The organism is Polynucleobacter sp. UK-Gri1-W3, assembly GCF_018881595.1.
GTDB lineage: Bacteria > Pseudomonadota > Gammaproteobacteria > Burkholderiales > Burkholderiaceae > Polynucleobacter.
Genome location: NZ_JACVQA010000003.1, coordinates 76,010 through 96,739 on the forward strand (window position 1 = coordinate 76,010; position 20,730 = coordinate 96,739).

The following is a 20,730-nucleotide window of genomic DNA, read 5'->3' on the forward strand; positions in this document are numbered from 1 at the left end:
TTTCTTTATTCAGAAATTATTTCTTAGTTTGATTACTAAACTGGCTGCTAAAGACAATATTAGAGAGATTGGCATCGCGTGCCGCCTCAAGCACGCTCATGACCGCCTGGTGGGGCGCTCTTGCATCAGCATCGATGTTGACCTGCAAAGAGTTGGCGCCATCCTTCTGACCGCTTTGTCCATTGAGCTGAGTTAGCGCATTACTGAGTTGTGATCGATCGGTGACTTTGCCATTAACCGCAAAGCGGCCATCACGACTGACTGCAATATGAATTTGCTTTATCTCTGCTTGGCTTTCACTGCCATTGGCGGTGGGTAAGGTGATAGCTAATTCTTGATAGCGTGTAAAAGTTGTAGAGATCATTAAGAAGATCAACACTACTAAGAGCACATCAATAAATGGAATAAGATTAATTTCTGGTTCTATTGATGCAGCGCTAGAGTCACTAACGCCTGCCCCTAGAGAAAATCTTCTCTTAGCTTGTGGGTGCGTATCTAACCAACTCATTTTGAAGTGTTAACGGCGTCGTTTGGAACGTTTGGAAAGTTTGGATAGAGCTTCTTAAACAGTTGACGAGTAAATTCTTCGCATTCGCGTTGACGTTGATTGGCCATTGCACGTAGACCTCTCCATGCAGCAAGCGCTGGAATGGCGATCAATAATCCAAATGCAGTGTTGTACAAAGCCACTGAGATACCATGCGCCAATTGTTGCGGGCTACCTGCAGTGCCATTTATTGCGCCTTGGCTACCAAAAATTTCAATCATGCCAACCACTGTGCCAAATAAACCAAGCAAAGGGGCGATCGTGGCAATCGTAGCTAGCGCACCAAGGTAGCGATCTAAATTTTGCCAAGTCGCTTGTGCGGTGGCCTGTAATTCTTCTAAAGCAGCCTCGGAACTACTGCCAGACAATTTTTCTTTTAGTGCGCTTGCCAATAAAGGGCTTGCTGGGGAAAGGCTGGCCAATGCTGCAATCTGCTGTTCAGAAACTGGGGATTTGCTCCCAACAATCTGATTTGCAAGAGAAAAGAAACTTTCCAGACTGTTTTTGGGAAAAATATGGGTTTGTCGTAGATACCAGGTCCGCTCTAAGGCAATAGCTAGGCCCAGAATGGAAATAATCAAGAGGGGCCAAATGGGCCAGCCAGCGGATAGTAAGATGGAGTACATAAGCTCAGTACTTTAGCTGAATTAAAAAGCCTGTTTCAGAAAGCTAGCCTGTGGATAACTCTGTGCAAAACTTTTTTCAATTTGCCCCGTAAGTCCTTGATAGATGGTTAGCTAGGTTTTATATTGATTTAAATTGAGCTTATTGAGCAGATTAATTCTCATATAAATCAATGACTTGTATTTTGTATGTTGGATTTATGAGACGTTTTGGGTCAGTAATTACTTACTTATGAGCATTAAACCTGGAGCGAGTCGGTATCTGTGGATATTTATTGGCGCCTAAGCCAGATGGCCGTGTGATTAAAGAGAAAAAATGTCGGAAATATCAAGGGAAATTCTGAGTGTTGGCGATCTAAACCGCGCCATTGCTGCCTCTTTGGAGGACCGTTTCGATACCGTCTGGGTCAGCGGGGAGATTTCGAACTTCAAAGCCTATGACAGCGGGCACTGGTATTTCTCTTTGAAAGACGAAGAGGGGCAGATTCGCTGTGTCATGTTTCGTGGCCGTAATGGTCAGGTCGGGTTTATGCCGCAATCCGGAGATTTGGTTGAGGTAAGCGCCAATCTGGGTATGTATGTTCCTCGCGGAGATATTCAGCTCACCGTTCAGACTTTACGTCGCGCAGGTATGGGTGGACTTTATGAAGCCTTCTTAAAACTCAAAGCCAAACTCGCTAAAGAAGGTTTGTTTGATGATGAGCGCAAACGTGAGATCCCAACGCATCCAAGATCCATTGGCATCATCACATCACCACAAGCAGCTGCACTCAAAGATGTCTTAAGCACTTTGGCAAGAAGAGCGCCGCATATTCCGATTGTGATTTATCCAACCTTGGTTCAGGGTCCCGATGCTCCCGCTGGAATTGTTGCCGCACTCAAGGCTGCTAATAAAGAAAAAGCAGTTGATGTCATCTTGCTGGTGCGCGGTGGTGGCAGCATTGAAGATCTGTGGGCATTTAATGATGAGCAACTCGCTTATGCGATTGCAGATTCATCCATTCCGGTCGTAAGTGGTGTTGGGCATGAAACCGATTTCACCATTGCCGATTTTGTTGCTGACCTACGTGCACCAACTCCTACGGGTGCGGCAGAGCTTGCGGCGCCACGCCGAGATCAAATGTTGCAAGAGCTCGACGCCATCATGCAGGCCTTGCTTCAGCGCATCAGTCAGCGAGTTGAGCGCGAGGCACAAACCTTAGATCAATTAGCCTTGAGGCTCAGTCATGCCTTACCTAACCCAGATCGCATGCGCGAACAAATTCATGGCTGGCAGCAACGATTAAATCAAGCATGGTTAGTGCGCATGGAAAACTGGAAGCGTAATCAAGCGCACTATCAGTCTCAGTTAGAGATGCTCAATCCGCAGAGAACGTTAGAGCGTGGTTATGCGGTGATACTGAGCAAAAACAAAGAAGAGTTGCATGCAGTGCGTAAACCAAATGAACTGGTTCTAGATCAAGAATATGAAATACAGGTTGCCGAGGGTAGTGTGACAGTAGAGTTAGCTAAAGTCGCTGATGTGAAGTAAGCAAAACTCTACTTAGTGCTATGACTAGAGGATGTTCGGTTCAATCTGCAAGCTAACACCAAACTTGTCGTGCACTTTTTCCTGAATGCATTTGGCTAAGCCCAGGATGTCTTGAGCGGTACCGCCGCCATGATTGACTAGTACAAGCGCTTGATTTTCATAAACACCAACCGAGCCCATGCGTTGGCCCTTAAAGCCGCATTGATCAATTAGCCAACCGGCTGCAAGCTTGCGCTTACCGGCTGCGTCTGGATAAGAGACTAGATCTGAATGGGTCTTAAGCAAAGTTTCATACTGCTCAATAGGAACTACAGGGTTCTGAAAGAAGCTTCCAGCATTACCAATCACCTTGGGATCTGGCAGCTTATGAGTACGCACTTTGCATACTGCTAAGAAGATATCTTCAGGACTTGGGTTGGAGTTCTCAGAAAATTGCTTTGCAAGATCTGCGTAGTGGATACGAGCCTCCCAAGCTTTAGGCAGTTTAAAAACGACCTTTGTCACAATAAAGCGGTGGGGATTTTGCTTGAAGTAGCTATCGCGGTAAGCAAAGTGGCACGCCTCATTTTGGAGGGTGACAAAGGCATGGTCTTTTACATCAAAGGCTTCGATGCTATCAATGTAATCTGCAACCTCTACACCATAGGCACCGATGTTCTGGATGGGCGCTGCCCCAACTGTCCCAGGGATCAGTGCTAGATTTTCTAAACCGGGCAAATCATTCTCGAGCGTCCAGGCAACCAGTTCATGCCAATTCACGCCGCCACCCACTGCTAGATAGCTTTCCTTGTCATCGGAGGAAATGATTTCTTGCCCAGCGATATTCATGAGGAGTGTGGCCCCCGGCAAAGCACTTGGGAGAATGACATTGCTGCCCCCGCCTAAAACCCGCCATGGCAGTTTTTTTTCAGCAACCTCTGCGATTACTCCCGGAATTTGCTCGGGCGCGGTAATTTCGTAGGCCAGTTCCGCGCTAGCGTCAAAGCCAAAGGTGTTGCGGTGCTTCAATCCCAAATTTGGGATCAATTTTGCGGGTTGGGGCGCATTTTGAGCACGGTTCATGCCACAATCTTATTCGTAAAAGAGTCCAGAGCATATTTTTTGGCAGCATAGGAAGCAAGAAATCTGTGATGGACGCCAAAATAGCCAGAAAATGTAAAGATTACGAGAGTAATTACGAGAAAACATAGGGAGTAAAAATGCCAACATTTGACGTAGTTTGTGAGCCTGACATGGTTGAGCTCAAAAATGCCATCGAGCAATCTAATAAAGAAATTACCAATCGTTTTGACTTCAAAGGCTCTGATAGCCGTGTTGAACAAAAAGACGAGGCACTCATTTTATTTGGCGATGATGACTTTAAATTAGGTCAAGTGCGTGATGTCTTGATTAATAAAATGGCTAAGCGCAATGTGGATGTGCGCTATCTCAAAGATGAGAAAACAGAAACCATTGGTAGCGATAAGCGTAAGCAAACGATGAAGATTCAAAAAGGGATCACTTCGGACTTAGCAAAAAAAGTTGTGCGCATCATTAAAGACAGCAAGCTCAAAGTACAAGCCAGTATTCAGGGTGATGCAGTGCGTGTTACTGGTGCAAAGCGTGATGACTTACAAGAAACAATGGCCTTGCTTAAAAAAGAAGTAATAGAAGCGCCATTGGGCTTTAATAATTTCCGTGACTAAGAAGAAGTTTGGTGCAATGAAGACACTTAAACCCATTCCTGTATTTCAATCAGAACTTGATGAAAGACGGTTTTGGGAAATGAATGATGCTTCTGATTATTTTGATTTAAATAAAGCATTTAGAGTGGAAACACCAAATCTAAGACCCCACTCTGCGACTATGAAGTCTCAAGTTGGGGTATTTGGAAAATTGAAATAGGACTTTATTTGGTGAAGGAACCCAGAAATTAGCTAAATCAGGTATTCGTAATTTATCGTTGATTTGGATTAAATATCACTTCTTCAGTGAGAGCGTAAAAATTGCAATTGCACCTAATATAGTATATATTTTATATATATAAATTAACGAGGCGCCATGATGAAAGCTTCAAACGAAAACCTGTTGGTCAAATTCCGCTCTAAAGACACCCAATTTGGCGTGACTCGAACAACTGTTAAGGCAATTGCTAAAGAGCTCGATGTCAATGAAACGCAGGTTATCCATATGGCCTTGTCAAAATTTGCTACTGATGTTTTACCTTCTTATGCCCCTGATGATGGTCCGTTGACCGCAAAACAAGTCTTGGCATTACGCAAGGATGCGGCCAAGCGCTTACCAAAAGGAAAACTGCTTGCACGCGATGCATTGTTTGCATGAGTCAGGCTTGGATGTTGCCAGCACCTGGCGATATCGTTTGGTGTTTGTTTCCAGAAGTTCCTAATAGTGAGCCAGGACCCAAACCCAGACCAGCCATTGTCCTGACTGTCGAGCGTAGGGATGATGGCAATCAGGTCAGCGTAGCGTATGGAACATCCCAAAATCTGACAAGACTTAAAGCTGGCGAGGTGGCGATAACCCAGACCAAGAATCCAGCTGCTTACGCACTAGCTGGATTGGCTTATGACACAAAGTTTGATTTCAAGGTGATTGTGGATCTGCCGTGGTCTGAGCGCTATTTCAAAGTGCCCGCCAGAAGCCCGCATGGCAATACACCCAAGCTAGGCACCTTGCACGCAACTATTCTTCGCGCTGTTGAAGCGGCTTATCGCGCAGCATCAAATTGATAGGATGAAAAAAAATATACCTCCAATCTCCGTGATAAGCCAGGAGGCCATTGAGCGCTTCTGTGATGCTTGCTGGCTAGAGGATGGGTTAGCTCAAAATAGCTTGTCCGCATACCGTAGAGACCTATTGTTATTGGCTCAGTGGTTATATAAGGACTCTGGCGCCGATCTATACGGCGTTACCGAGAAAGATCTTACCGCCTACATAGCGCACCGACGTGCTGACAAGGCAACTACCGCTAATCGACGTTTGACAGTATTCAAGCGCTTCTATCGTCATGCACTCCGTATCAATTTAGTGAAGAGCGATCCCTGTATTGGTTTACGCGCTGCTAAACAAGCGCTACGGTTTCCAAAGACGCTGAGTGAAGATCACGTTACTGCATTACTCAATGCGCCTGATATTGATACCCCATTAGGTTTGCGTGATCGCACCATGTTGGAATTAATGTACGCCAGTGGTTTGCGCGTATCTGAAATTGTTTCTTTAAAAACAGTCGCCTTAGGTTTGAATGAGGGTGTAGTGAGGGTAGTTAATGGCAAGGGCGGCAAAGAACGCTTAGTGCCATTTGGTGGTGAAGCGGGGCAGTGGTTAAGGCGCTACTTAGCAGAAGCGCGCACTCCTTTGCTTGAAGGTAAGACAACTGATGCGGTTTTTATAGGGCGCCACACCGGAACCGGTTTAACTCGTCAAGCATTCTGGGCGCTGATTAAACGCTATGCCACATTGGCCAATATTCCGGTGGCTTTGTCACCCCATACTCTGCGTCATGCATTTGCCACCCATTTACTCAATCATGGAGCGGATTTAAGGGTGGTTCAGCTCCTTTTGGGACATGCTGATATTTCTACCACCCAGATCTACACCCATGTGGCCAGAGAAAGACTGAAATCCATACATTCGCAGCATCATCCTAGGGGTTGATGTTTAAAATGATATCATTTTATGATATCATATGAAAAATGAATAGCAAACATCAAAAAACCTTACAGGCTATATTTGCTAAACCCACTTCAGCAACAATAGAGTGGAGAAAAATTGAATTATTGTTAGTAGCGGTTGGCAGTAAGTGCGTTGAGGGCGAAGGTTCAAGGGTAAGTTTTTTGATGAACAACCATCGCTTGGATTTGCATAGGCCACATCCTGGTAAAGAAGCAAAAAGGTATCAGGTAAAAGATATTCAAAGTTTTTTGGTTTTAATAGGAGTTAAGTTATGAACAAGCCATTGAGTTATAAAAATTATTCTGCCAGCATTGAGTTTGATGTTGATGACCGTATTTTTGTGGGTCACTTAACGGGCATCACTGATATTGTGTCTTTTCATGGCGAGTCTGCTTCAGAGTTAATTAAAGCCTTCGAAGCGGCTGTTGATGGATATATCGCGATGTCTGAAGCTCATGGCGTAAAACCACAAAAACCATACTCTGGAAAATTGATGTTGCGCATTTCTCCTGAAATCCATGCAAAAGTGGCTAGAGTTGCTCAGGCGTCTGGAAAAAGTATTAATGCTTGGGTTTCTGATGTACTGCAGGCTGCCTGAGTATGGGTCTGCTGACTCCTCTGCTCCAACGGAGCTTGGTAGCCCAAGAATCACTATCAAGATAAGTGTTTAAGATATCACCATGAATTTCACCTTAGACCTCTTGCTCATTCCACTTGCCTATCTTATTGGCTCCATTTCATTCGCGGTAGTGGTGAGTAAGTGTATGCGCTTACCTGATCCTCACTCCTATGGCTCTGGCAATCCAGGTGCAACGAACGTACTACGAACCGGTAATAAGTTAGCCGCCGTCTTAACGCTGATTGGTGATGCTTTGAAGGGTTACTTTGCGGTCATGCTGGCGCGAGTATTGCTTGGAGATGAATCTCTGACCTCCACGATGAGCTCATGGCTTTTGTGTGGTGTTGTACTCGCAGTATTTTTAGGGCATCTCTTCCCCATATTCCATGGATTTAAAGGCGGCAAAGGTGTTGCTACTGCTTGCGGTATTTTGTTTGGCATCAATTGGATTTTGGGGTTAGCTACGCTGAGCACTTGGATTATTGTGGCGATGTTTATGCGCTACTCTTCTTTAGCGGCATTGGCTGCCGCAATCTTTGGCCCCATCTATTTTGTTTTCTTATTCGGCTTTCAGCCGATGGGCTTGGCTCTCTTGGCCGTATGTGCATTACTTATCTGGCGCCATCGAAGCAACATTCAGAATTTACTCAATGGCAAAGAGAGTCGTATTGGCTCTAAAAAGACTCCAACATAATTCATCCAACATAACCAAAAAATAACTAACGGTACTTCTTATGACTATTGCTTACGCTTGCATTCTGTTGATGGGTCTTTTACCTTATGTCGCAGCAGGTATTGCTAAAAAAGGTTTTCAGGGTTACGACAATGCGATGCCACGGCAATGGCTAGCTAAGCAAACGGGGTTTAGAGCTAGAGCCAATGCTGCTCAAGCCAATCTATTTGAATCCTTGCCGCTCTTTTTTGCCGCAGTGATCGTTGCTTCAGTTGCCCACGCAGCTCAAGACAGAATTGATTTGCTAGCAATGGGTTTTGTGCTGGCACGTATCGCCTATCTGATTTGCTATATCGCCAATTGGCCAACCACGAGATCTATCGTTTGGTTGTTTGGCATGATTTGTGTAGTGGGCTTGTTTTTTCAAATTTAAAGGTGTTTAGGCATTTGCTTGATTATTAGATGTAATATATCATTGCTATATTACAAAATATCCCCATAAATTTGGAGGGTCGAATGACAAGTATTGCCAAGTTATTTATGAGCGGGCGCAGTCAAGCGATTCGTCTGCCTGCGAAGTTACGCTTTCACTCCAAGCAAGTCCGCATAGAGCAAGTGGGTAATGCGCTTTGGGTTACTCCTGATGATGAGAAAGAGCACAATCTGGGTCAATGGCTCAGTACTTTTTATCAACAGACTGATCCTCTTCCAGAGAACTTTTTACAGGATCGGGATGATCCACCAGCACAAGAGCGTGATTGGACTTAGATTGGTAAAAAAACAAAAAACCTTAGATACCAATATATGTAGCTATATATTGCGCAGACATCCGCAAAAGATGTTGGAGCGCTTTGCTGAGCTAGAGCATGATGAAGTATGGTTATCTGTCATTGTTGCTGCAGAGCTGAGGTTTGGAGCGGCAAAATTAGCATCGCCACGTTTTAGTGCGGCGATTGAAGCATGGATAGATGGTTTTGAAATTCGTCCATGGCCGGTGGAGGCTACGCACCATTATGCTCAAATTCGTTCTGGGCTAGAGATAATGGGTCAACCCATTGGTGGAATGGATTTAATGATTGTAGCCCATGCCCTATCTGAGTCAAGCCGTTTGATCACTAATAATGCACGAGAGTTTCATCGTATTCCCAATCTCCAAGTGGAAGAATGGTCAATTTAGACCCTGTTCGATAGCCGCTATTTTTTCCCTAGAAAGTTTTTATGTCAACCCCTAAGAAAGCTATTCAGAAAATGCCCGTAAAAAAAATAGTGAGCAAACTTCCTATAAAAAAATCTGCCGTTCACTCAAGGGATGCTGCAAAAGAAGAGGGTGGTTTACCTTTATCGGTAGTCATACGCCGCCGTATTGAGGCCCAAAAGGCTCGCTTTCATGCGAATGACAATATCTCGGCATTTATTAAGCCAGGTGAATTAGAAGGTTTGGTAGATGAGGTGGCGGAGAAAATGCAGGCCGTTTTAGAAAGCCTCGTCATCGATACTGATAATGATCACAATACCCAAAATACAAGTCGTCGCGTTGCAAAGATGTATGTGCAGGAGGTGTTTAATGGGCGGTATGTTGATCAGCCCACTTTAACCAAGTTCCCCAACGTGAGTCGCTTAAATGAGCTCATGATTATTGGCCCTATTACTGTTCGTAGCGCTTGCTCCCACCATTTATGTCCAATCATGGGCCGGATTTGGATCGGTGTACTGCCTAGCAAGGCATCTGCCCTAATTGGCCTTTCTAAGTACTCACGTTTGACCGAGTGGGTTATGTGCCGCCCCCAAATTCAGGAAGAAGCAGTTGTGGAGTTGGCGGACATGCTTGAGAAAAAGATTAAGCCGGTAGGCGTAGCTGTCGTGATGGATGCAGATCATTTTTGTATGCAATGGCGCGGAGTTAAAGATCGGGATTCTAAGATGATCAATAGCGTGATGCGTGGAGCCTTCTTAAAAGACTCTAATTTGCGTAGAGAGTTCTTAGCCTTGATTGACCGTAAATAAGTTGATGAAGAAACTCCTCATTCTTGCTGTTTTGGTTATTGCGGGCTGCACTTCTGGCCCCATGAGCCAAGATTATCAATCCGTCATGGATGAGAAAGTGGAGTCACCATTCTTTTACGTTCCGCCATTAAATAAAAAAGACTACTCAGAGCGTAATTGGATTTTGCTGGCAGAGTCTCAAAATAAAAACTGGTTCTATGATCCATACACCTTGAGTGAGGATGAAGACGGAGTTATTAGCTTTGATATTTTTATTGCCCCTAGAGAAAAAAATACCTTGGCGCAATTTAACCCCACAATAGTTGGGCCTTATCGCCAAAAAATTGATTGCTTTAGCAATAATCAGTGGTCGGAGACTCTATACACCCAGAATATTGTTTCTAAAGGCCCCCTGGTCGGTGACATCAAGCCCGCGAATGGCTCTGGCTGGGTAAAAATTGCACCTAAAACAGCAATGGCCTATTTGCGTTCTCGTCTGTGCGGCAGAAAATTTATCGATGACCAAAACGTGAATTACTTCCTCTATCAAGATGGCGCGATGCCGGCTCCAATATCTAAAAGAGCGCCTGAGGCAGTATTTGATGAAAAAGAAAATAAGCAACTGGTGCTTGCTAAGCAAGAGGTTGTTCTGGAGTCAGCCAATACTCGCCCACCCGTGTTTTATGACGTCATTAATAATGAAGTAAGTATTGTTGATTCTAAAAAAGATGCTCGCCAATTACGGTTGAGTTCTTATGTATTGGGTAAGGACTTAATAAAGCAGGTAGATTACAGTTTTACCGCTAATTGTCAGGAAAATACTTACGTCCTAACGACTCAAGGTCAAGGTGCAAAAGCTAGTGGTGCTATTGGCGCAAAAGATTCGTTGTTTTCAGTGGCGTTTAATAGGGCGTGTGGAGATCATGGTGCGTATATGAAAATGACAAATAAGGGTAGAAATTGATTGCAAAGATCATGCAGCTCAGCTTACGAATTTCGCTGCTCGTATTTGTATTGAGTGCTGCTGCTTGCTCAACATTCCCTTCCGAAAACCAAAATCCTAGTAAAAATAACAAAGCAACTTACAACAAAGACCTCAAGGAATGCCAAGAGGATTACCCCGAATCTGGTTCGGGGGTTCATATCCGTCAGTGGATTAATTGCATGAAGCTCAAGGGCTGGAATTAATCGACGTTTTTAGTAGGAGATTTTATGAGAACAATTCTCATCTATATTTCCTTATAAATCATTGACTTACGCCATGAGTGGCAGCAGCAAATCTTCTCCACTATGATCTTTCTTAGTTTTGAAGGTTGCGCACTGCTTCTTGATGCGCGTGCAAGTTAATCACTGATTTATTTTTGGAGAATCCATGAAAAATAGTCGTCGCCAATTTATGATTTTGTCTGCTGCTGGTGCCTGTACTTTGGCATTGAACGGTAAAGTTCAAGCTCAAGCAATGGTTGCAGAAACTGATCCACAAGCTGCTGCATTGGGCTATAAGCCTGATGCCTCTAAAGTGGATAAAGCAAAGTACGCTAAGTACGCTGCTGGTCAACAGTGCAGCAGCTGTGCATTGTTCCAAGGTAAAGCTGACGCAGCTGCAGGTCCTTGCTCATTGTTTGCTGGTAAGCAAGTTGCTGCTAAAGGCTGGTGCTCTGCTTACGCTAAGAAGGCTTAATTAGATATCAAGCAGTTGTAATAGATTGTTTTGATGCCCTGGTTTTAATGGGGACACTAAAAAGCCACCCTAGGGTGGCTTTTTGTATTCTGGCGATTAATGACTATAGGAATAGTTTAAATAAATAACCGTATCTGATGGCGTCGTGACATACCAAATGACTGCATTGGCTAAGCCCCTGATTGAGGGGTGCATCCTTTTCACAAAAGCCATCCAAGGAGATTTACCCTGAAAGCCCGTATCAAAAAGAATTTGCAGCGCTACGCTTTTTATTTTGGCGGCGACCAGCCTCCCGTGGCTATGTTGGAGCGAGCGCGCTCTGGTTTTGGGGCTTTTATTGGTCTTATGTTAGTGCTTACTACTGCTAAGTACCTTGGAGAGCTTGGGGGCATTGATGAATGGCTTATGGCTTCATTGGGAGCTAGCGCCTTATTGGTGTTTGCCTTGCCAGGCAGTTCAATGGCTCAACCTTGGGCTGTTATCGCCGGTAACACCTTATCCGCCTTGATTGGAATTTGCATTGTCCATGCAGTGGGGGAGCCTCTAATAGCCATACCTTTAGCGGCTAGCCTTTCTATTTTAGGAATGTTTTTTCTTCGGTGTTTGCATCCTCCAGCAGCTGCAGTGTCTTTAATAGTGGTGCTGGGACATGTTTTACATTTCCGCTATGCTTTTTTTCCGGTAATGGTTGATTCGATTCTGTTGGTGCTGGCTAGAGCGGCTTATAGCAACCTCACTGGTAAGCGCTATCCCAATAGGCCCAGCTAAGATCGCAATGAGCATGCTCCCAAAGAGCGAGGCAATAAAAAAGGGGCAATAGCCCCTTTTTATATCGCAGAAGGACTATTTGATACGTCCAGCTGCAATAGAAGCCTTGCAGTCCTTAATTCCATAGTTTTGGTATTTACCCGCATTTTCTTTGCGAATGGACTGACCACACTCTGTTAGTGAGTTGCGAAGGTTAATCTTTGGAATATTGCCTGTTGTCATTTTGACTCCTTATTTATAGTTTTTAAAACTGGCGCGTAATAGCGTCTTCTATTGTGCGCCTAAGTAATATTAATAAAAATTTGGCGACTTGTAGCAAACTGCTTCTAGCAAGCTAAACCCTATAAAATGAAATTATTCAAATAAAAAGGCTTTCGATAGACAAATGGCTTTAGTTATCCCAGTCATCCTTTGTGGTGGGTCAGGCACCAGACTTTGGCCTTTATCGCGTTCGGGGTTCCCTAAGCAGTTTTTAGTTTTGTCAGGCGATGGCTCTTCTCAAAGTTTATTTCAGCAAGCAGTAGAGCGAATTAACTCTGTTGGTAATGTTGGAAATACTGGCAATGAGATCAACAGCAAAATCCAATTGGGTGACACCTTAGTTGTCACCAATGAAGATCATCGATTCTTGGTTTTGGATCAATTGCGCGAGCTACAATCTATTAAAGCTAAATTAATACTAGAGCCTGTCGGAAGAAATACGGCGCCCGCTTTAAGTATGGCTGCACTCTGTGCAGAGCAATTATCAAATGGTGAAGATCCCATCTTGATCATTACACCTGCAGATCAAACCATTCAAAATCAAAAGGCATTTACTCAAGCCTTGCAAGATTGCATTCAGTCAGTAGAAGCTTCACCAAACTCAATTGCTATTTTGGGTATCACCCCAACCGCACCAGAAACTGGTTATGGATATATTCAGCGTGCAGATAGCAAAGACCAAAATAATGCTTACGAGGTCAAGAGATTCGTGGAGAAGCCTGACAGCAAGACTGCGCAGACGTATCTAGCCGAAGGCTCCTATCTTTGGAATAGCGGTATGTTTGTTTTGAAGGCGAGCACTTGGTTGGCTGCTTTAGCAGAATTTAGGCCTGACATTGGTGAGGCATCACAAAAGGCTTGGCAGACAAAATCAGAAGATGCTTCCGGTGGCGTAGGATTCGTTCGTCCTGGCAAAGAAGAATTTAAAGCTATTCCAAGCGAGTCTATTGACTATGCCGTGATTGAGAAATGCCCTCAGTCGAACTTTCCTATAAAAATGGTTGAGCTCGATGCCGGCTGGAATGATCTAGGTGCATGGGATGCAGTCTGGCAAGTGGGTCGGCAAGATCAAGATGGCAATGTGACTAGCGGCGATACCTTAATCACGAATTCGAAAAACTCTTTAGTTCATGCCAGCAGTAGATTGGTCAGTGTTGTTGGTGTAGAAAATCTAGTGATTGTTGAAACAGCTGATGCAGTATTAATTGCTGACAGAAAAAATAGCCAAGATGTTAAAAGCATTGTGACGAAGTTAGAGGCTCAGGGTAGAGAAGAAAAGAATCTACATCGCAAGGTAGCAAGACCATGGGGCTGGTATGACAGTGTTGATGAGGGTGAGCGTTTTAAGGTAAAACGGATTCAGGTCAAACCAGGAGCCAGCCTTTCATTACAAATGCATCACCACCGTGCAGAGCATTGGATTGTAGTTAAGGGTACTGCGGAGATTACCAATGGCGTTCAAGTCATTACTCTGACTGAAAATCAAAGTACCTACATTCCTCAAGGGCAAACCCATCGATTAGCTAATCCTGGCGAAACACCCCTAGAGATTATTGAGGTTCAGTCGGGCAGCTATCTTGGCGAAGATGACATCGTGCGCTTTGAAGATACCTATGGGCGTAATTAAAATTCTATTAGAAACTACAAGTAAAATCACGGTTCTAAGATAAACGGCAAAAAAGCGAGAAGAGCATGGGTGCATCACAAAAAGTAGCCTTAATCACAGGTATTACAGGCCAAGACGGTTCTTATCTTGCAGAGTTTCTATTAGAAAAAGGCTACATCGTACACGGCATTAAGCGTCGCGCCTCTTCTTTTAATACCGAGCGTATTGATCATATCTATCAAGATCCACACATCAATCATCCGGATTTAATTCTGCATTACGGTGATTTAACCGACACCAGCAATCTGGTGCGCATCATTCAGGAATGTCAGCCTGATGAGATTTATAACTTGGGTGCTCAATCACACGTTGCCGTTTCTTTTGAGTCCCCTGAATACACCGCTGATGTGGATGCCATGGGCCCACTCAGAATGCTTGAGGCTATTCGTATTCTCGGTCTAGAAAAGAAAACCCGTTTTTACCAGGCATCTACTTCAGAGCTCTATGGTTTAGTACAAGAAATCCCGCAAAAAGAAACAACGCCGTTCTATCCTAGAAGCCCATATGCAGTAGCCAAGATGTATGCCTACTGGATTACAGTGAATTATCGTGAGGCGTATGGCATATATGCGTGTAACGGTATCTTGTTTAACCATGAGTCTAAGCGCCGTGGTGAAACCTTTGTTACTCGTAAGGTGACTCGCGGTCTTGCCAATATTGCTCAAGGTCTCGAGAAATGCTTATACATGGGCAATATCGATGCCCTGCGTGACTGGGGTCATGCTAAAGACTATGTGCGCATGCAATGGTTGATGCTCCAGCAAGATAAGCCTGAAGACTTTGTGATCGCTACTGGTGTGCAGTTCACAGTGCGTGAATTTATTACCCGTAGCGCCAAACAATTGGGAATCACTCTCAATTTTGAGGGCACAGCTGAGAATGAAAAGGCGATTGTGGCTAGTATTGAAGGTGACAAAGCCCCAGCCTTAAAAGTAGGCGATGTGATTGTTCAAATTGACCCACGCTATTACCGTCCTACCGAAGTAGAAACACTCTTAGGCGATCCTACTAAGGCAAAAACAAAACTCGGTTGGGTGCCAGAAATTACCCTAGATCAAATGATCGTAGAAATGGTGGCAAATGATTTGGATCAAGCTAAGCAACATGCCTTGCTGAGTAAGCATGGTTACTCGGTTGCAGTTGGTAAAGAGAATTAAAGAGAAGATTAATACATGCCAACAGATTTAAATCAAAAGATTTATGTTGCTGGTCATCGCGGCATGGTCGGCTCGGCAATTGTGCGTAATCTGCAAGCTAAGGGCTATACCAATATAGTCACCAGAACTCATGCTGAACTTGATTTAACCAATCAAGCTGCAGTACAAGTATTCTTTGAGGAAGAGAAGCCTGATCAAGTGTATTTAGCTGCCGCGAAGGTTGGTGGCATTCATGCGAACAACACCTTTCCCGCAGAATTTATTTATCAAAACCTCATGATGGAAGCAAATGTCATCCATCAAGCTTTTGTCAGCGGTGTTAAAAGGCTGCTCTTCTTAGGTTCAAGCTGTATCTATCCTAAGTTAGCACCGCAACCGATGAGTGAAGATGCCCTTCTCACGGGTAAGTTAGAGCCAACGAATGAGCCCTATGCGATTGCCAAAATTGCTGGTATCAAGTTGTGTGAGAGTTACAACCGTCAATATGGCGATAGCCATGGAATTGATTACCGTTCAGTGATGCCGACTAATCTATATGGTCCAGGTGATAACTATCATCCAGAGAACAGCCATGTGATTCCAGCCCTGATTAGAAGATTTCATGAAGCTAAAGTAGGTAATGCTCCTGAAGTTGTGATCTGGGGAACGGGAACCCCGAGACGCGAGTTTCTCTATGTTGATGATATGGCGGCTGCATCAGTATTTGTGATGGATCTCGATAAGGCGACCTACGATAGCCAAATAGAATCAATGCAAAACCATATTAATGTGGGTTTTGGTAGTGATGTGACTATTGCAGAATTGGCAAAAGCAGTTGGAGATGCAGTAGGTTACGAAGGAAAGATTAACTTTGATATAACAAAGCCTGACGGGTCGCCTAGGAAGTGGATGGATTCTTCCCGGCTAAATAATTTAGGTTGGAAGGCTAAGGTAGATTTGACGCAAGGTTTGCAAGAAGCTTATCAAGAGTTTTTATCGCGGTGAATTCGACTTCAGTCATTATTGATCAAGTTATTTGTGTCTGCTGTAAAAGGGATGCGCAGGCCTGGGAGATTGCATCTTCTTATATCGTGCGCAACCTAAAGGCCAGGCATTACAAGGTCTATGTCCCCGATGCTGATCTTGAGTTATTCCAAGAAATTTCTGCAAAACCTTTTCAGGTCATTGGTGAGTCAATTTACACATCGCAATTTGCCGCCGAAATAAAACGGCGACTCGATGCAAAAATTGCATCGCAATTTGGCTGGTACTTACAGCAGTTTATTAAGCTATCAGCGGTCAATGATTGCTTGCCAGATGAGATTGTCTTGATATGGGATGCTGATACTATTCCCTTAAAACCCCTCAGTTTTATCGACCACCAAGGGCGCTTGATTTACTACAAGGGGGCTGAATATCATCACCCTTATTTTGAGACAGTGATGCGTCTATTGCACTTAAGCAAAAAAATTAGATTCTCATTTATTGCGCAGTGCTTTGTTCTAAAAGCGGCTTGGTTACAAGAGTGTTTTCGTGAAATCGAATTGAGGCACGGCATGCCTTGGGTTCCAGCCTTGCTAAATAGCATAAGGTTTGATGAGGGCAATAGCTTTTCTGAATATGAAACTATAGGAACCTTTATATCTCATCGACATAGCTCAGAAATTGTATATACCGATCGAAAATGGTTGCGTTTGGGAAATTCTGCAATTGGACACCCCGCATTCTTGGGCCCCAATATTATTGCCGACCAATTGAATGATTATGACTATGCTAGTTTTGAGAAGTGGGATAAGGCTAAGCCTTACTTTTTAAAGGTTTCGTTGCCTTATTTCTTTAGGGTTTACTTGCCTTCATTGTTCAAATCCAAAAACCAAAGATAAACTCCTATTTAGCCATGCAGAAAAAATGCGCCTCCATTATTTTTGTCCATTCGGGTGAGAGTCTGCCCCCCGAATATTTAACGAATGCGCTTGCGATTGCAGCAAAAGTTGCCCCACAATCCCAGATTTATGCGTTGGTTAATAAATCTTTTATTGGAGATTTGCTGCGAGCTCTGCAGGCTGATCTTGGAGGTTCCGATAATCCACTGCGAAATATTGCGTTTGTGGCAATTGAGGATATTCCGCAAAGCGATATAACTAAGCATTTTGCCAAAAATGCTGCCCTAGATCGTAGCTTTAGGAATGGATTCTGGTTTTCTGCCTCATACCGCTTCTTTGTGCTGGCTGACTTTATTCACTTCAAGGGGCTGGAGAACTGCATTCATCTTGAAAATGATGTTGTCTTGTATTTTGACCCTAGTGAAAAGTTGGAGCAATTTATCAGCTTTGCTAGGTTTGCAGTGCCGGTCGATAGAGTGAGGGCGATCCCCGGGATTGTTTGGCTAAAAGATGCATCGATTGCATCTGAGCTGGTTCAATTTATTGCGGATCGTTCGGATGCAAATGATATGGATTCCTTGGGTGCGTTTGCCATGCGAGGGGATCTAGGTGCTAAGCCGCTCCCTACAATACCTTTGGAATATGCCAAGTCTAAAGATTTGGACCTTGATAGATACTGTCAGGGCATAGATGTATTTGGCGGCATTTTTGATGGTGCGGCAATTGGTCAATATGTTGGTGGCGTTCACTGGATGAATGACCCATCTGATACACGATTTTTTGAAAATGAAAGCAGCGACTTTCATTTAAGAGACTGCCGTTTTTCATGGGAGTATGAGCGGTTTTATAGATCTCCATTCATTAGTTTCGATGGTGTATGCACCAAAGTACTAGCTCTGCATGCACACTCTAAGGATTTGTTGGGGGTATCTCCCTTTAACTCAGGGGTTCCGAGCAACATTGAGTCGATGTTAACTGGGGAAAGAATTCAGGCGTTGGCTGATCTGACGATTAGCTCTGCTGGAGTTACTGCTTTTCATGGGCGAGAAAAGATTCAGACGCCTACGGTTTTAGAAATTACCGAAAAAGAAGAAAAAAAGTGGTTTAAGAAAAAACGCTTTGAGCTTCCACCTAGTTTGGATTTTTTAAAGACCTGTCAGAGCGCAAAGGTTATTTTTGTTTATACCCATTTGCTGGCTTATTTTAAAAGTTTTGTTGCCCCACGACTGCATGAACCATTTGTATTGCTGACGCATAATTCAGACCATGGTGTAGGTCTAGCGGATTTGGATTTATTAAATCACCCATCCTTGGTGGCATGGTATGCGCAAAATTGTGAAACCAGTCATACAAAGTTACATGCTTTGCCAATTGGTTTAGCGAATAGCCAGTGGGGGCCAACACGAGTTTCTGAGGCCTTTGATGCTGGGCATGTGTATCAAAAAATAAAAAACCTTTACGTTAACTTTAGTGCGAGCACTCACTCTGCGCGTCAATCAATTATTGACGTTGTCTCAAATATCCCAGATGTCACCATGGGAGCATCAGTGGGTTTTGAACAATACATTACTCAAGTAGCCGAACATCGTTTTTGCTTATGCCCCAGGGGTAACGGTATTGATACTCATCGTTTTTGGGAGGCTCAGTATGTTGATACGATTCCCGTCTTGCTCAAGCAAGATTGGACTTCGGCTTACTCCAATTTACCGGTTTTGCTTGTAGATGCTTGGGAAGATCTTTTACGGTTAAATTGGGAAGAAGGCTATATTCGAAGATCTACTAGCAACTTTGACCGAAAAACACTAACCCTTGAGTATTATCGTCAGCAATTGCTTGCCAATATATGAAAATAAAATTCCGTCACTCTAATTTTCGAAGAGCCCTTAAGAATTTATTTATATCTGTCAGGAATAATTTAGTAGTGATCGAGCCCAATCTTGGTCTAGGCGATAGTATTGTTTGTTTGGCTTTGGTGCGTGAGTTATCCAGAAAAAATCCTAGAAAATATTATTATTATTGTTGCCTTCATTATTGCTACCATTCGGTGGCATGGATGTTTCAAGATTTAAGTAATGTTTATGTTGTGCCCATTAATGATGGTCGAGAGGCTAGGCAATTATCTGGTTTTTTGAGGGCTCGCTACTTACCCATTGGAGTGATAGGAGTTGATCTCCAGCGCTTCGATGCTTATTTTTATGAGCAACACCATGTTGCATTTGAAAAACGTTGGCTAGATTGTGCGGTATCGCCGGGACCCCAATCAGAGGCGCTCTATGAAAAGCTTAATCCTAATCATGAGCCCTACCTTTTGGTGTGTAATCAAGAGTCTACAAAAATATTTCATGATTTGAAAATTTCTAATCCAGAAAATAAACTCATTATTTGGGTTCATCCTGCGACAAACAACATCTTTGATTGGGCTAAGCTGGCTTTGCTAGCCGATGAGATTCACTCTATAGACACCTCATTTGTACATTTTTTAGAGAGCTTATTTCAGCAAGAAGGCTCCAAGCAGTACATGAAGCCTTTTTATTACCATCTAGCGCGTAAGAGTAATACGGAGTTTACTCGCCGCCTTCCTTGGCAGGTGATCCAGTATTAAAGTAAGTTCCTTATATCACCTAAGTCGACAATAATTTGGCTTGAGAAATGATGGTGACTAGGCAAGCCAGTGGTTTTGCATTCAATATATTTTGTTAGGTAGGCTTTGAAGGCATTATAAATGCCACCGCCAGCAAACTCTTCTTGACTTAGTTGATCCCAACCTTTTGAAGAGAGTATGTAAAAAGGTTTATTTCTAGCAATTAAAATATTATAAGTAATCGAGCCATTTTCAGAGACGACGAGATCGGCCTCCCGAAGAATCGTTAGACATTGCTCGAATGTTATCTGATCTGACCTGCAGATATAAAATCCTTCGCCCTTTACAAATTCAATGACCTCATCAATATTTGCAATGCGCTCTGAGCGCCCACTTGTTAAAAACACTTTTTTAAATGAAGTATTGTCAGCAGGTAAGGATGCTTTGGTTTCGCCAAAGATTTGCGTGCAAAGCGATAGGTTTTGCCACGAACTCATTCTGGGCAATTGGCAGGCATTTGTAAAAATAAGATTATTTTCAAGAGCAAGTTTGGAATTGATCTTTTGCAAGCGTTCGGGATTGCCGTATTTGGTGATCACATGATCAAAAGAGTTTGGGGCTATATAAAATAATTTTCTCTTGGATGGTAGTTTTGCTTTTGATAGGGCGATGATGGCACCTAGGCAATCTCCTGAAAAATGACCAAAATGAGTGGTGTAGTAGGGTAGAAGTACGGCGGGTTCGTCTACCGTGATGCATGGCTTATTCCGTTGATGCTTCACATTCCCCCTCATATCCTTGAGGAATGAAGCTGTATTGTGAAATCCCATACTATCTTCAAGCGCAACCGTAGCAATCGAGGGGTTTGTTAGATCTGCGCTATCGCCAAAGTTAAAAGAGCGAAGCTCTACGCGCTTACCAGCATCGGCAATTTGTAGATTTAGCAAATCAAAAATAACTACTGGTATGAAGGTGGTGCGGCATTCTGCTAGCCCAGTAATCGATTCTTTGAATTGAAATACCCCTAGGCGCTTTTTTAGTCCGGTAAGTAAATTCTGAAAGGCGGATTCGGTATTCATGATGTACTTAAAAATGTATGGAGCAAG

General features: G+C 43.6%; 28 protein-coding genes. 23 read left to right on the forward strand and 5 right to left on the reverse strand.

Annotated features, from left to right (window positions below; translation table 11 throughout):
- Positions 1–16: 16 nt before the first annotated feature.
- The gene (locus ICN36_RS04625; RefSeq protein ID WP_216227225.1) at positions 17–508 is read right to left on the reverse strand and encodes a biopolymer transporter ExbD; all 492 of its coding nucleotides are present in this window, start codon (positions 506–508) and stop codon (positions 17–19) included.
- Positions 505–1,173, reverse strand: coding sequence for a MotA/TolQ/ExbB proton channel family protein (locus ICN36_RS04630; RefSeq protein ID WP_216227226.1), 669 nt, complete (start codon positions 1,171–1,173; stop codon positions 505–507). Before ICN36_RS04630 ends, ICN36_RS04625 begins: the two co-directional genes overlap by 4 nt.
- A 313-nt stretch (positions 1,174–1,486) precedes the next feature.
- Here ICN36_RS04630 and xseA point away from each other — a divergent pair, with 313 nt between their 5' ends.
- Positions 1,487–2,701 (forward strand): exodeoxyribonuclease VII large subunit, encoded by a 1,215-nt coding sequence (xseA, locus tag ICN36_RS04635; RefSeq protein ID WP_216227227.1) that lies wholly within the window; start codon positions 1,487–1,489, stop codon positions 2,699–2,701.
- 24 nt (positions 2,702–2,725) lie between these two features.
- On the opposite strand, the gene murB is transcribed toward xseA, so the two are convergent.
- A complete protein-coding gene (murB, locus tag ICN36_RS04640) occupies positions 2,726–3,763 on the reverse strand; it encodes a UDP-N-acetylmuramate dehydrogenase (protein ID WP_216227228.1) in 1,038 nt (345 codons plus the stop codon).
- A gap of 137 nt (positions 3,764–3,900) precedes the next feature.
- On the opposite strand from murB, the gene ICN36_RS04645 reads away from it, so the two are divergent.
- The 16 genes from ICN36_RS04645 to ICN36_RS04720 all read left to right on the forward strand — a co-directional run bounded on the left by ICN36_RS04645 (position 3,901) and on the right by ICN36_RS04720 (position 12,097).
- Positions 3,901–4,386: a YajQ family cyclic di-GMP-binding protein gene (locus tag ICN36_RS04645; RefSeq protein ID WP_216227229.1), complete on the forward strand. Its 486-nt coding sequence runs from the start codon at positions 3,901–3,903 to the stop codon at positions 4,384–4,386.
- A complete protein-coding gene (locus ICN36_RS04650) occupies positions 4,379–4,585 on the forward strand; it encodes a CopG family antitoxin (RefSeq protein ID WP_370623419.1) in 207 nt (68 codons plus the stop codon). The genes ICN36_RS04645 and ICN36_RS04650 overlap by 8 nt, the downstream gene beginning before the upstream one ends.
- Positions 4,586–4,741: 156 nt before the next feature.
- Positions 4,742–5,023, forward strand: coding sequence for a hypothetical protein (locus ICN36_RS04655; protein WP_216227278.1), 282 nt, complete (start codon positions 4,742–4,744; stop codon positions 5,021–5,023).
- Positions 5,020–5,430: a type II toxin-antitoxin system PemK/MazF family toxin gene (locus ICN36_RS04660; RefSeq protein WP_216227230.1), complete on the forward strand. Its 411-nt coding sequence runs from the start codon at positions 5,020–5,022 to the stop codon at positions 5,428–5,430. The genes ICN36_RS04655 and ICN36_RS04660 overlap by 4 nt, the downstream gene beginning before the upstream one ends.
- 4 nt (positions 5,431–5,434) lie before the next feature.
- Positions 5,435–6,355 (forward strand): site-specific tyrosine recombinase XerD, encoded by a 921-nt coding sequence (xerD, locus tag ICN36_RS04665; RefSeq protein WP_216227231.1) that lies wholly within the window; start codon positions 5,435–5,437, stop codon positions 6,353–6,355.
- A 38-nt stretch (positions 6,356–6,393) separates the two neighbouring features.
- A complete protein-coding gene (locus ICN36_RS04670; RefSeq protein WP_216227232.1) occupies positions 6,394–6,648 on the forward strand; it encodes a type II toxin-antitoxin system HicA family toxin in 255 nt (84 codons plus the stop codon).
- Positions 6,645–6,971 carry a type II toxin-antitoxin system HicB family antitoxin gene (locus ICN36_RS04675; RefSeq protein ID WP_216190793.1) on the forward strand — a complete coding sequence of 109 codons (327 nt, stop codon included), beginning with the start codon at positions 6,645–6,647 and terminating at the stop codon, positions 6,969–6,971. The genes ICN36_RS04670 and ICN36_RS04675 overlap by 4 nt, the downstream gene beginning before the upstream one ends.
- A gap of 82 nt (positions 6,972–7,053) precedes the next feature.
- Positions 7,054–7,686 (forward strand): glycerol-3-phosphate 1-O-acyltransferase PlsY, encoded by a 633-nt coding sequence (plsY, locus tag ICN36_RS04680; protein WP_216227233.1) that lies wholly within the window; start codon positions 7,054–7,056, stop codon positions 7,684–7,686.
- 40 nt (positions 7,687–7,726) lie between these two features.
- Entirely contained in the window at positions 7,727–8,098 is a 372-nt protein-coding gene (locus ICN36_RS04685) for an MAPEG family protein (protein WP_216227234.1), read from the forward strand.
- Between the two features lie 83 nt (positions 8,099–8,181).
- Positions 8,182–8,433, forward strand: a complete 252-nt coding sequence (locus ICN36_RS04690; RefSeq protein ID WP_216227235.1) for an antitoxin — start codon at positions 8,182–8,184, stop codon at positions 8,431–8,433.
- Positions 8,399–8,842, forward strand: a complete 444-nt coding sequence (locus tag ICN36_RS04695; protein ID WP_216227236.1) for a PIN domain-containing protein — start codon at positions 8,399–8,401, stop codon at positions 8,840–8,842. The genes ICN36_RS04690 and ICN36_RS04695 overlap by 35 nt, the downstream gene beginning before the upstream one ends.
- A 41-nt stretch (positions 8,843–8,883) precedes the next feature.
- Entirely contained in the window at positions 8,884–9,669 is a 786-nt protein-coding gene (gene folE, locus ICN36_RS04700) for a GTP cyclohydrolase I (RefSeq protein ID WP_255531234.1), read from the forward strand.
- 4 nt (positions 9,670–9,673) lie between these two features.
- On the forward strand, positions 9,674–10,612 hold the full coding sequence (locus tag ICN36_RS04705; protein ID WP_216227237.1) for a hypothetical protein: 939 nt from the start codon (positions 9,674–9,676) through the stop codon (positions 10,610–10,612).
- Positions 10,609–10,836 carry a hypothetical protein gene (locus ICN36_RS04710; RefSeq protein WP_216227238.1) on the forward strand — a complete coding sequence of 76 codons (228 nt, stop codon included), beginning with the start codon at positions 10,609–10,611 and terminating at the stop codon, positions 10,834–10,836. The genes ICN36_RS04705 and ICN36_RS04710 overlap by 4 nt, the downstream gene beginning before the upstream one ends.
- 184 nt (positions 10,837–11,020) lie before the next feature.
- Positions 11,021–11,329, forward strand: coding sequence for a high-potential iron-sulfur protein (locus ICN36_RS04715; protein WP_216227239.1), 309 nt, complete (start codon positions 11,021–11,023; stop codon positions 11,327–11,329).
- Between the two features lie 252 nt (positions 11,330–11,581).
- On the forward strand, positions 11,582–12,097 hold the full coding sequence (locus ICN36_RS04720) for an HPP family protein (RefSeq protein WP_255531235.1): 516 nt from the start codon (positions 11,582–11,584) through the stop codon (positions 12,095–12,097).
- A gap of 75 nt (positions 12,098–12,172) precedes the next feature.
- Here the strand turns inward: ICN36_RS04720 and ICN36_RS04725 are convergent, their stop codons facing one another.
- Positions 12,173–12,319 carry a hypothetical protein gene (locus ICN36_RS04725; RefSeq protein ID WP_216227240.1) on the reverse strand — a complete coding sequence of 49 codons (147 nt, stop codon included), beginning with the start codon at positions 12,317–12,319 and terminating at the stop codon, positions 12,173–12,175.
- 163 nt (positions 12,320–12,482) lie between these two features.
- Between ICN36_RS04725 and ICN36_RS04730 the strand changes: the two genes are divergently transcribed.
- The 6 genes from ICN36_RS04730 (at position 12,483) to ICN36_RS04755 (ending at position 19,645) form a co-directional block, all read left to right on the forward strand.
- Positions 12,483–13,985: a mannose-1-phosphate guanylyltransferase/mannose-6-phosphate isomerase gene (locus tag ICN36_RS04730; RefSeq protein ID WP_216227241.1), complete on the forward strand. Its 1,503-nt coding sequence runs from the start codon at positions 12,483–12,485 to the stop codon at positions 13,983–13,985.
- A 65-nt stretch (positions 13,986–14,050) separates the two neighbouring features.
- Positions 14,051–15,181 (forward strand): GDP-mannose 4,6-dehydratase, encoded by a 1,131-nt coding sequence (gene gmd, locus ICN36_RS04735; RefSeq protein WP_216227242.1) that lies wholly within the window; start codon positions 14,051–14,053, stop codon positions 15,179–15,181.
- A gap of 15 nt (positions 15,182–15,196) precedes the next feature.
- On the forward strand, positions 15,197–16,165 hold the full coding sequence (locus ICN36_RS04740) for a GDP-L-fucose synthase (protein ID WP_216227243.1): 969 nt from the start codon (positions 15,197–15,199) through the stop codon (positions 16,163–16,165).
- Positions 16,162–17,043, forward strand: a complete 882-nt coding sequence (locus tag ICN36_RS04745) for a DUF6492 family protein (RefSeq protein ID WP_216227244.1) — start codon at positions 16,162–16,164, stop codon at positions 17,041–17,043. Before ICN36_RS04740 ends, ICN36_RS04745 begins: the two co-directional genes overlap by 4 nt.
- A gap of 14 nt (positions 17,044–17,057) precedes the next feature.
- Positions 17,058–18,890 (forward strand): glycosyltransferase family 47 protein, encoded by a 1,833-nt coding sequence (locus ICN36_RS04750; protein WP_216227245.1) that lies wholly within the window; start codon positions 17,058–17,060, stop codon positions 18,888–18,890.
- Between the two features lie 206 nt (positions 18,891–19,096).
- Positions 19,097–19,645, forward strand: coding sequence for a hypothetical protein (locus tag ICN36_RS04755; RefSeq protein ID WP_215321492.1), 549 nt, complete (start codon positions 19,097–19,099; stop codon positions 19,643–19,645).
- Here the strand turns inward: ICN36_RS04755 and ICN36_RS04760 are convergent.
- Positions 19,642–20,571 (reverse strand): glycosyltransferase 61 family protein, encoded by a 930-nt coding sequence (locus ICN36_RS04760; protein WP_216227246.1) that lies wholly within the window; start codon positions 20,569–20,571, stop codon positions 19,642–19,644. The two genes, ICN36_RS04755 and ICN36_RS04760, sit on opposite strands and share 4 nt — an antisense overlap.
- Positions 20,572–20,730 lie beyond the last annotated feature (159 nt).

Bases quoted from the DNA above. Each gene is read 5' to 3' on its own strand.
- ICN36_RS04645 (WP_216227229.1), top strand. From the start codon at position 3,901: ATGCCAACATTTGACGTAGTTTGTGAGCCTGACATGGTTGAGCTCAAA.
- xseA (WP_216227227.1), top strand. From the start codon at position 1,487: ATGTCGGAAATATCAAGGGAAATTCTGAGTGTTGGCGATCTAAACCGC.
- ICN36_RS04690 (WP_216227235.1), top strand. From the start codon at position 8,182: ATGACAAGTATTGCCAAGTTATTTATGAGCGGGCGCAGTCAAGCGATT.
- xerD (WP_216227231.1), top strand. From the start codon at position 5,435: ATGAAAAAAAATATACCTCCAATCTCCGTGATAAGCCAGGAGGCCATT.
- folE (WP_255531234.1), top strand. From the start codon at position 8,884: ATGTCAACCCCTAAGAAAGCTATTCAGAAAATGCCCGTAAAAAAAATA.
- plsY (WP_216227233.1), top strand. From the start codon at position 7,054: ATGAATTTCACCTTAGACCTCTTGCTCATTCCACTTGCCTATCTTATT.
- ICN36_RS04685 (WP_216227234.1), top strand. From the start codon at position 7,727: ATGACTATTGCTTACGCTTGCATTCTGTTGATGGGTCTTTTACCTTAT.
- ICN36_RS04670 (WP_216227232.1), top strand. From the start codon at position 6,394: ATGAATAGCAAACATCAAAAAACCTTACAGGCTATATTTGCTAAACCC.
- gmd (WP_216227242.1), top strand. From the start codon at position 14,051: ATGGGTGCATCACAAAAAGTAGCCTTAATCACAGGTATTACAGGCCAA.
- ICN36_RS04725 (WP_216227240.1), bottom strand. From the start codon at position 12,319: ATGACAACAGGCAATATTCCAAAGATTAACCTTCGCAACTCACTAACA.
- ICN36_RS04655 (WP_216227278.1), top strand. From the start codon at position 4,742: ATGATGAAAGCTTCAAACGAAAACCTGTTGGTCAAATTCCGCTCTAAA.
- ICN36_RS04750 (WP_216227245.1), top strand. From the start codon at position 17,058: ATGCAGAAAAAATGCGCCTCCATTATTTTTGTCCATTCGGGTGAGAGT.
- ICN36_RS04740 (WP_216227243.1), top strand. From the start codon at position 15,197: ATGCCAACAGATTTAAATCAAAAGATTTATGTTGCTGGTCATCGCGGC.
- ICN36_RS04625 (WP_216227225.1), bottom strand. From the start codon at position 508: ATGAGTTGGTTAGATACGCACCCACAAGCTAAGAGAAGATTTTCTCTA.
- ICN36_RS04695 (WP_216227236.1), top strand. From the start codon at position 8,399: ATGATCCACCAGCACAAGAGCGTGATTGGACTTAGATTGGTAAAAAAA.
- ICN36_RS04730 (WP_216227241.1), top strand. From the start codon at position 12,483: ATGGCTTTAGTTATCCCAGTCATCCTTTGTGGTGGGTCAGGCACCAGA.
- ICN36_RS04675 (WP_216190793.1), top strand. From the start codon at position 6,645: ATGAACAAGCCATTGAGTTATAAAAATTATTCTGCCAGCATTGAGTTT.
- ICN36_RS04630 (WP_216227226.1), bottom strand. From the start codon at position 1,173: ATGTACTCCATCTTACTATCCGCTGGCTGGCCCATTTGGCCCCTCTTG.
- ICN36_RS04755 (WP_215321492.1), top strand. From the start codon at position 19,097: ATGTTTCAAGATTTAAGTAATGTTTATGTTGTGCCCATTAATGATGGT.
- ICN36_RS04660 (WP_216227230.1), top strand. From the start codon at position 5,020: ATGAGTCAGGCTTGGATGTTGCCAGCACCTGGCGATATCGTTTGGTGT.
- ICN36_RS04705 (WP_216227237.1), top strand. From the start codon at position 9,674: ATGAAGAAACTCCTCATTCTTGCTGTTTTGGTTATTGCGGGCTGCACT.
- murB (WP_216227228.1), bottom strand. From the start codon at position 3,763: ATGAACCGTGCTCAAAATGCGCCCCAACCCGCAAAATTGATCCCAAAT.
- ICN36_RS04715 (WP_216227239.1), top strand. From the start codon at position 11,021: ATGAAAAATAGTCGTCGCCAATTTATGATTTTGTCTGCTGCTGGTGCC.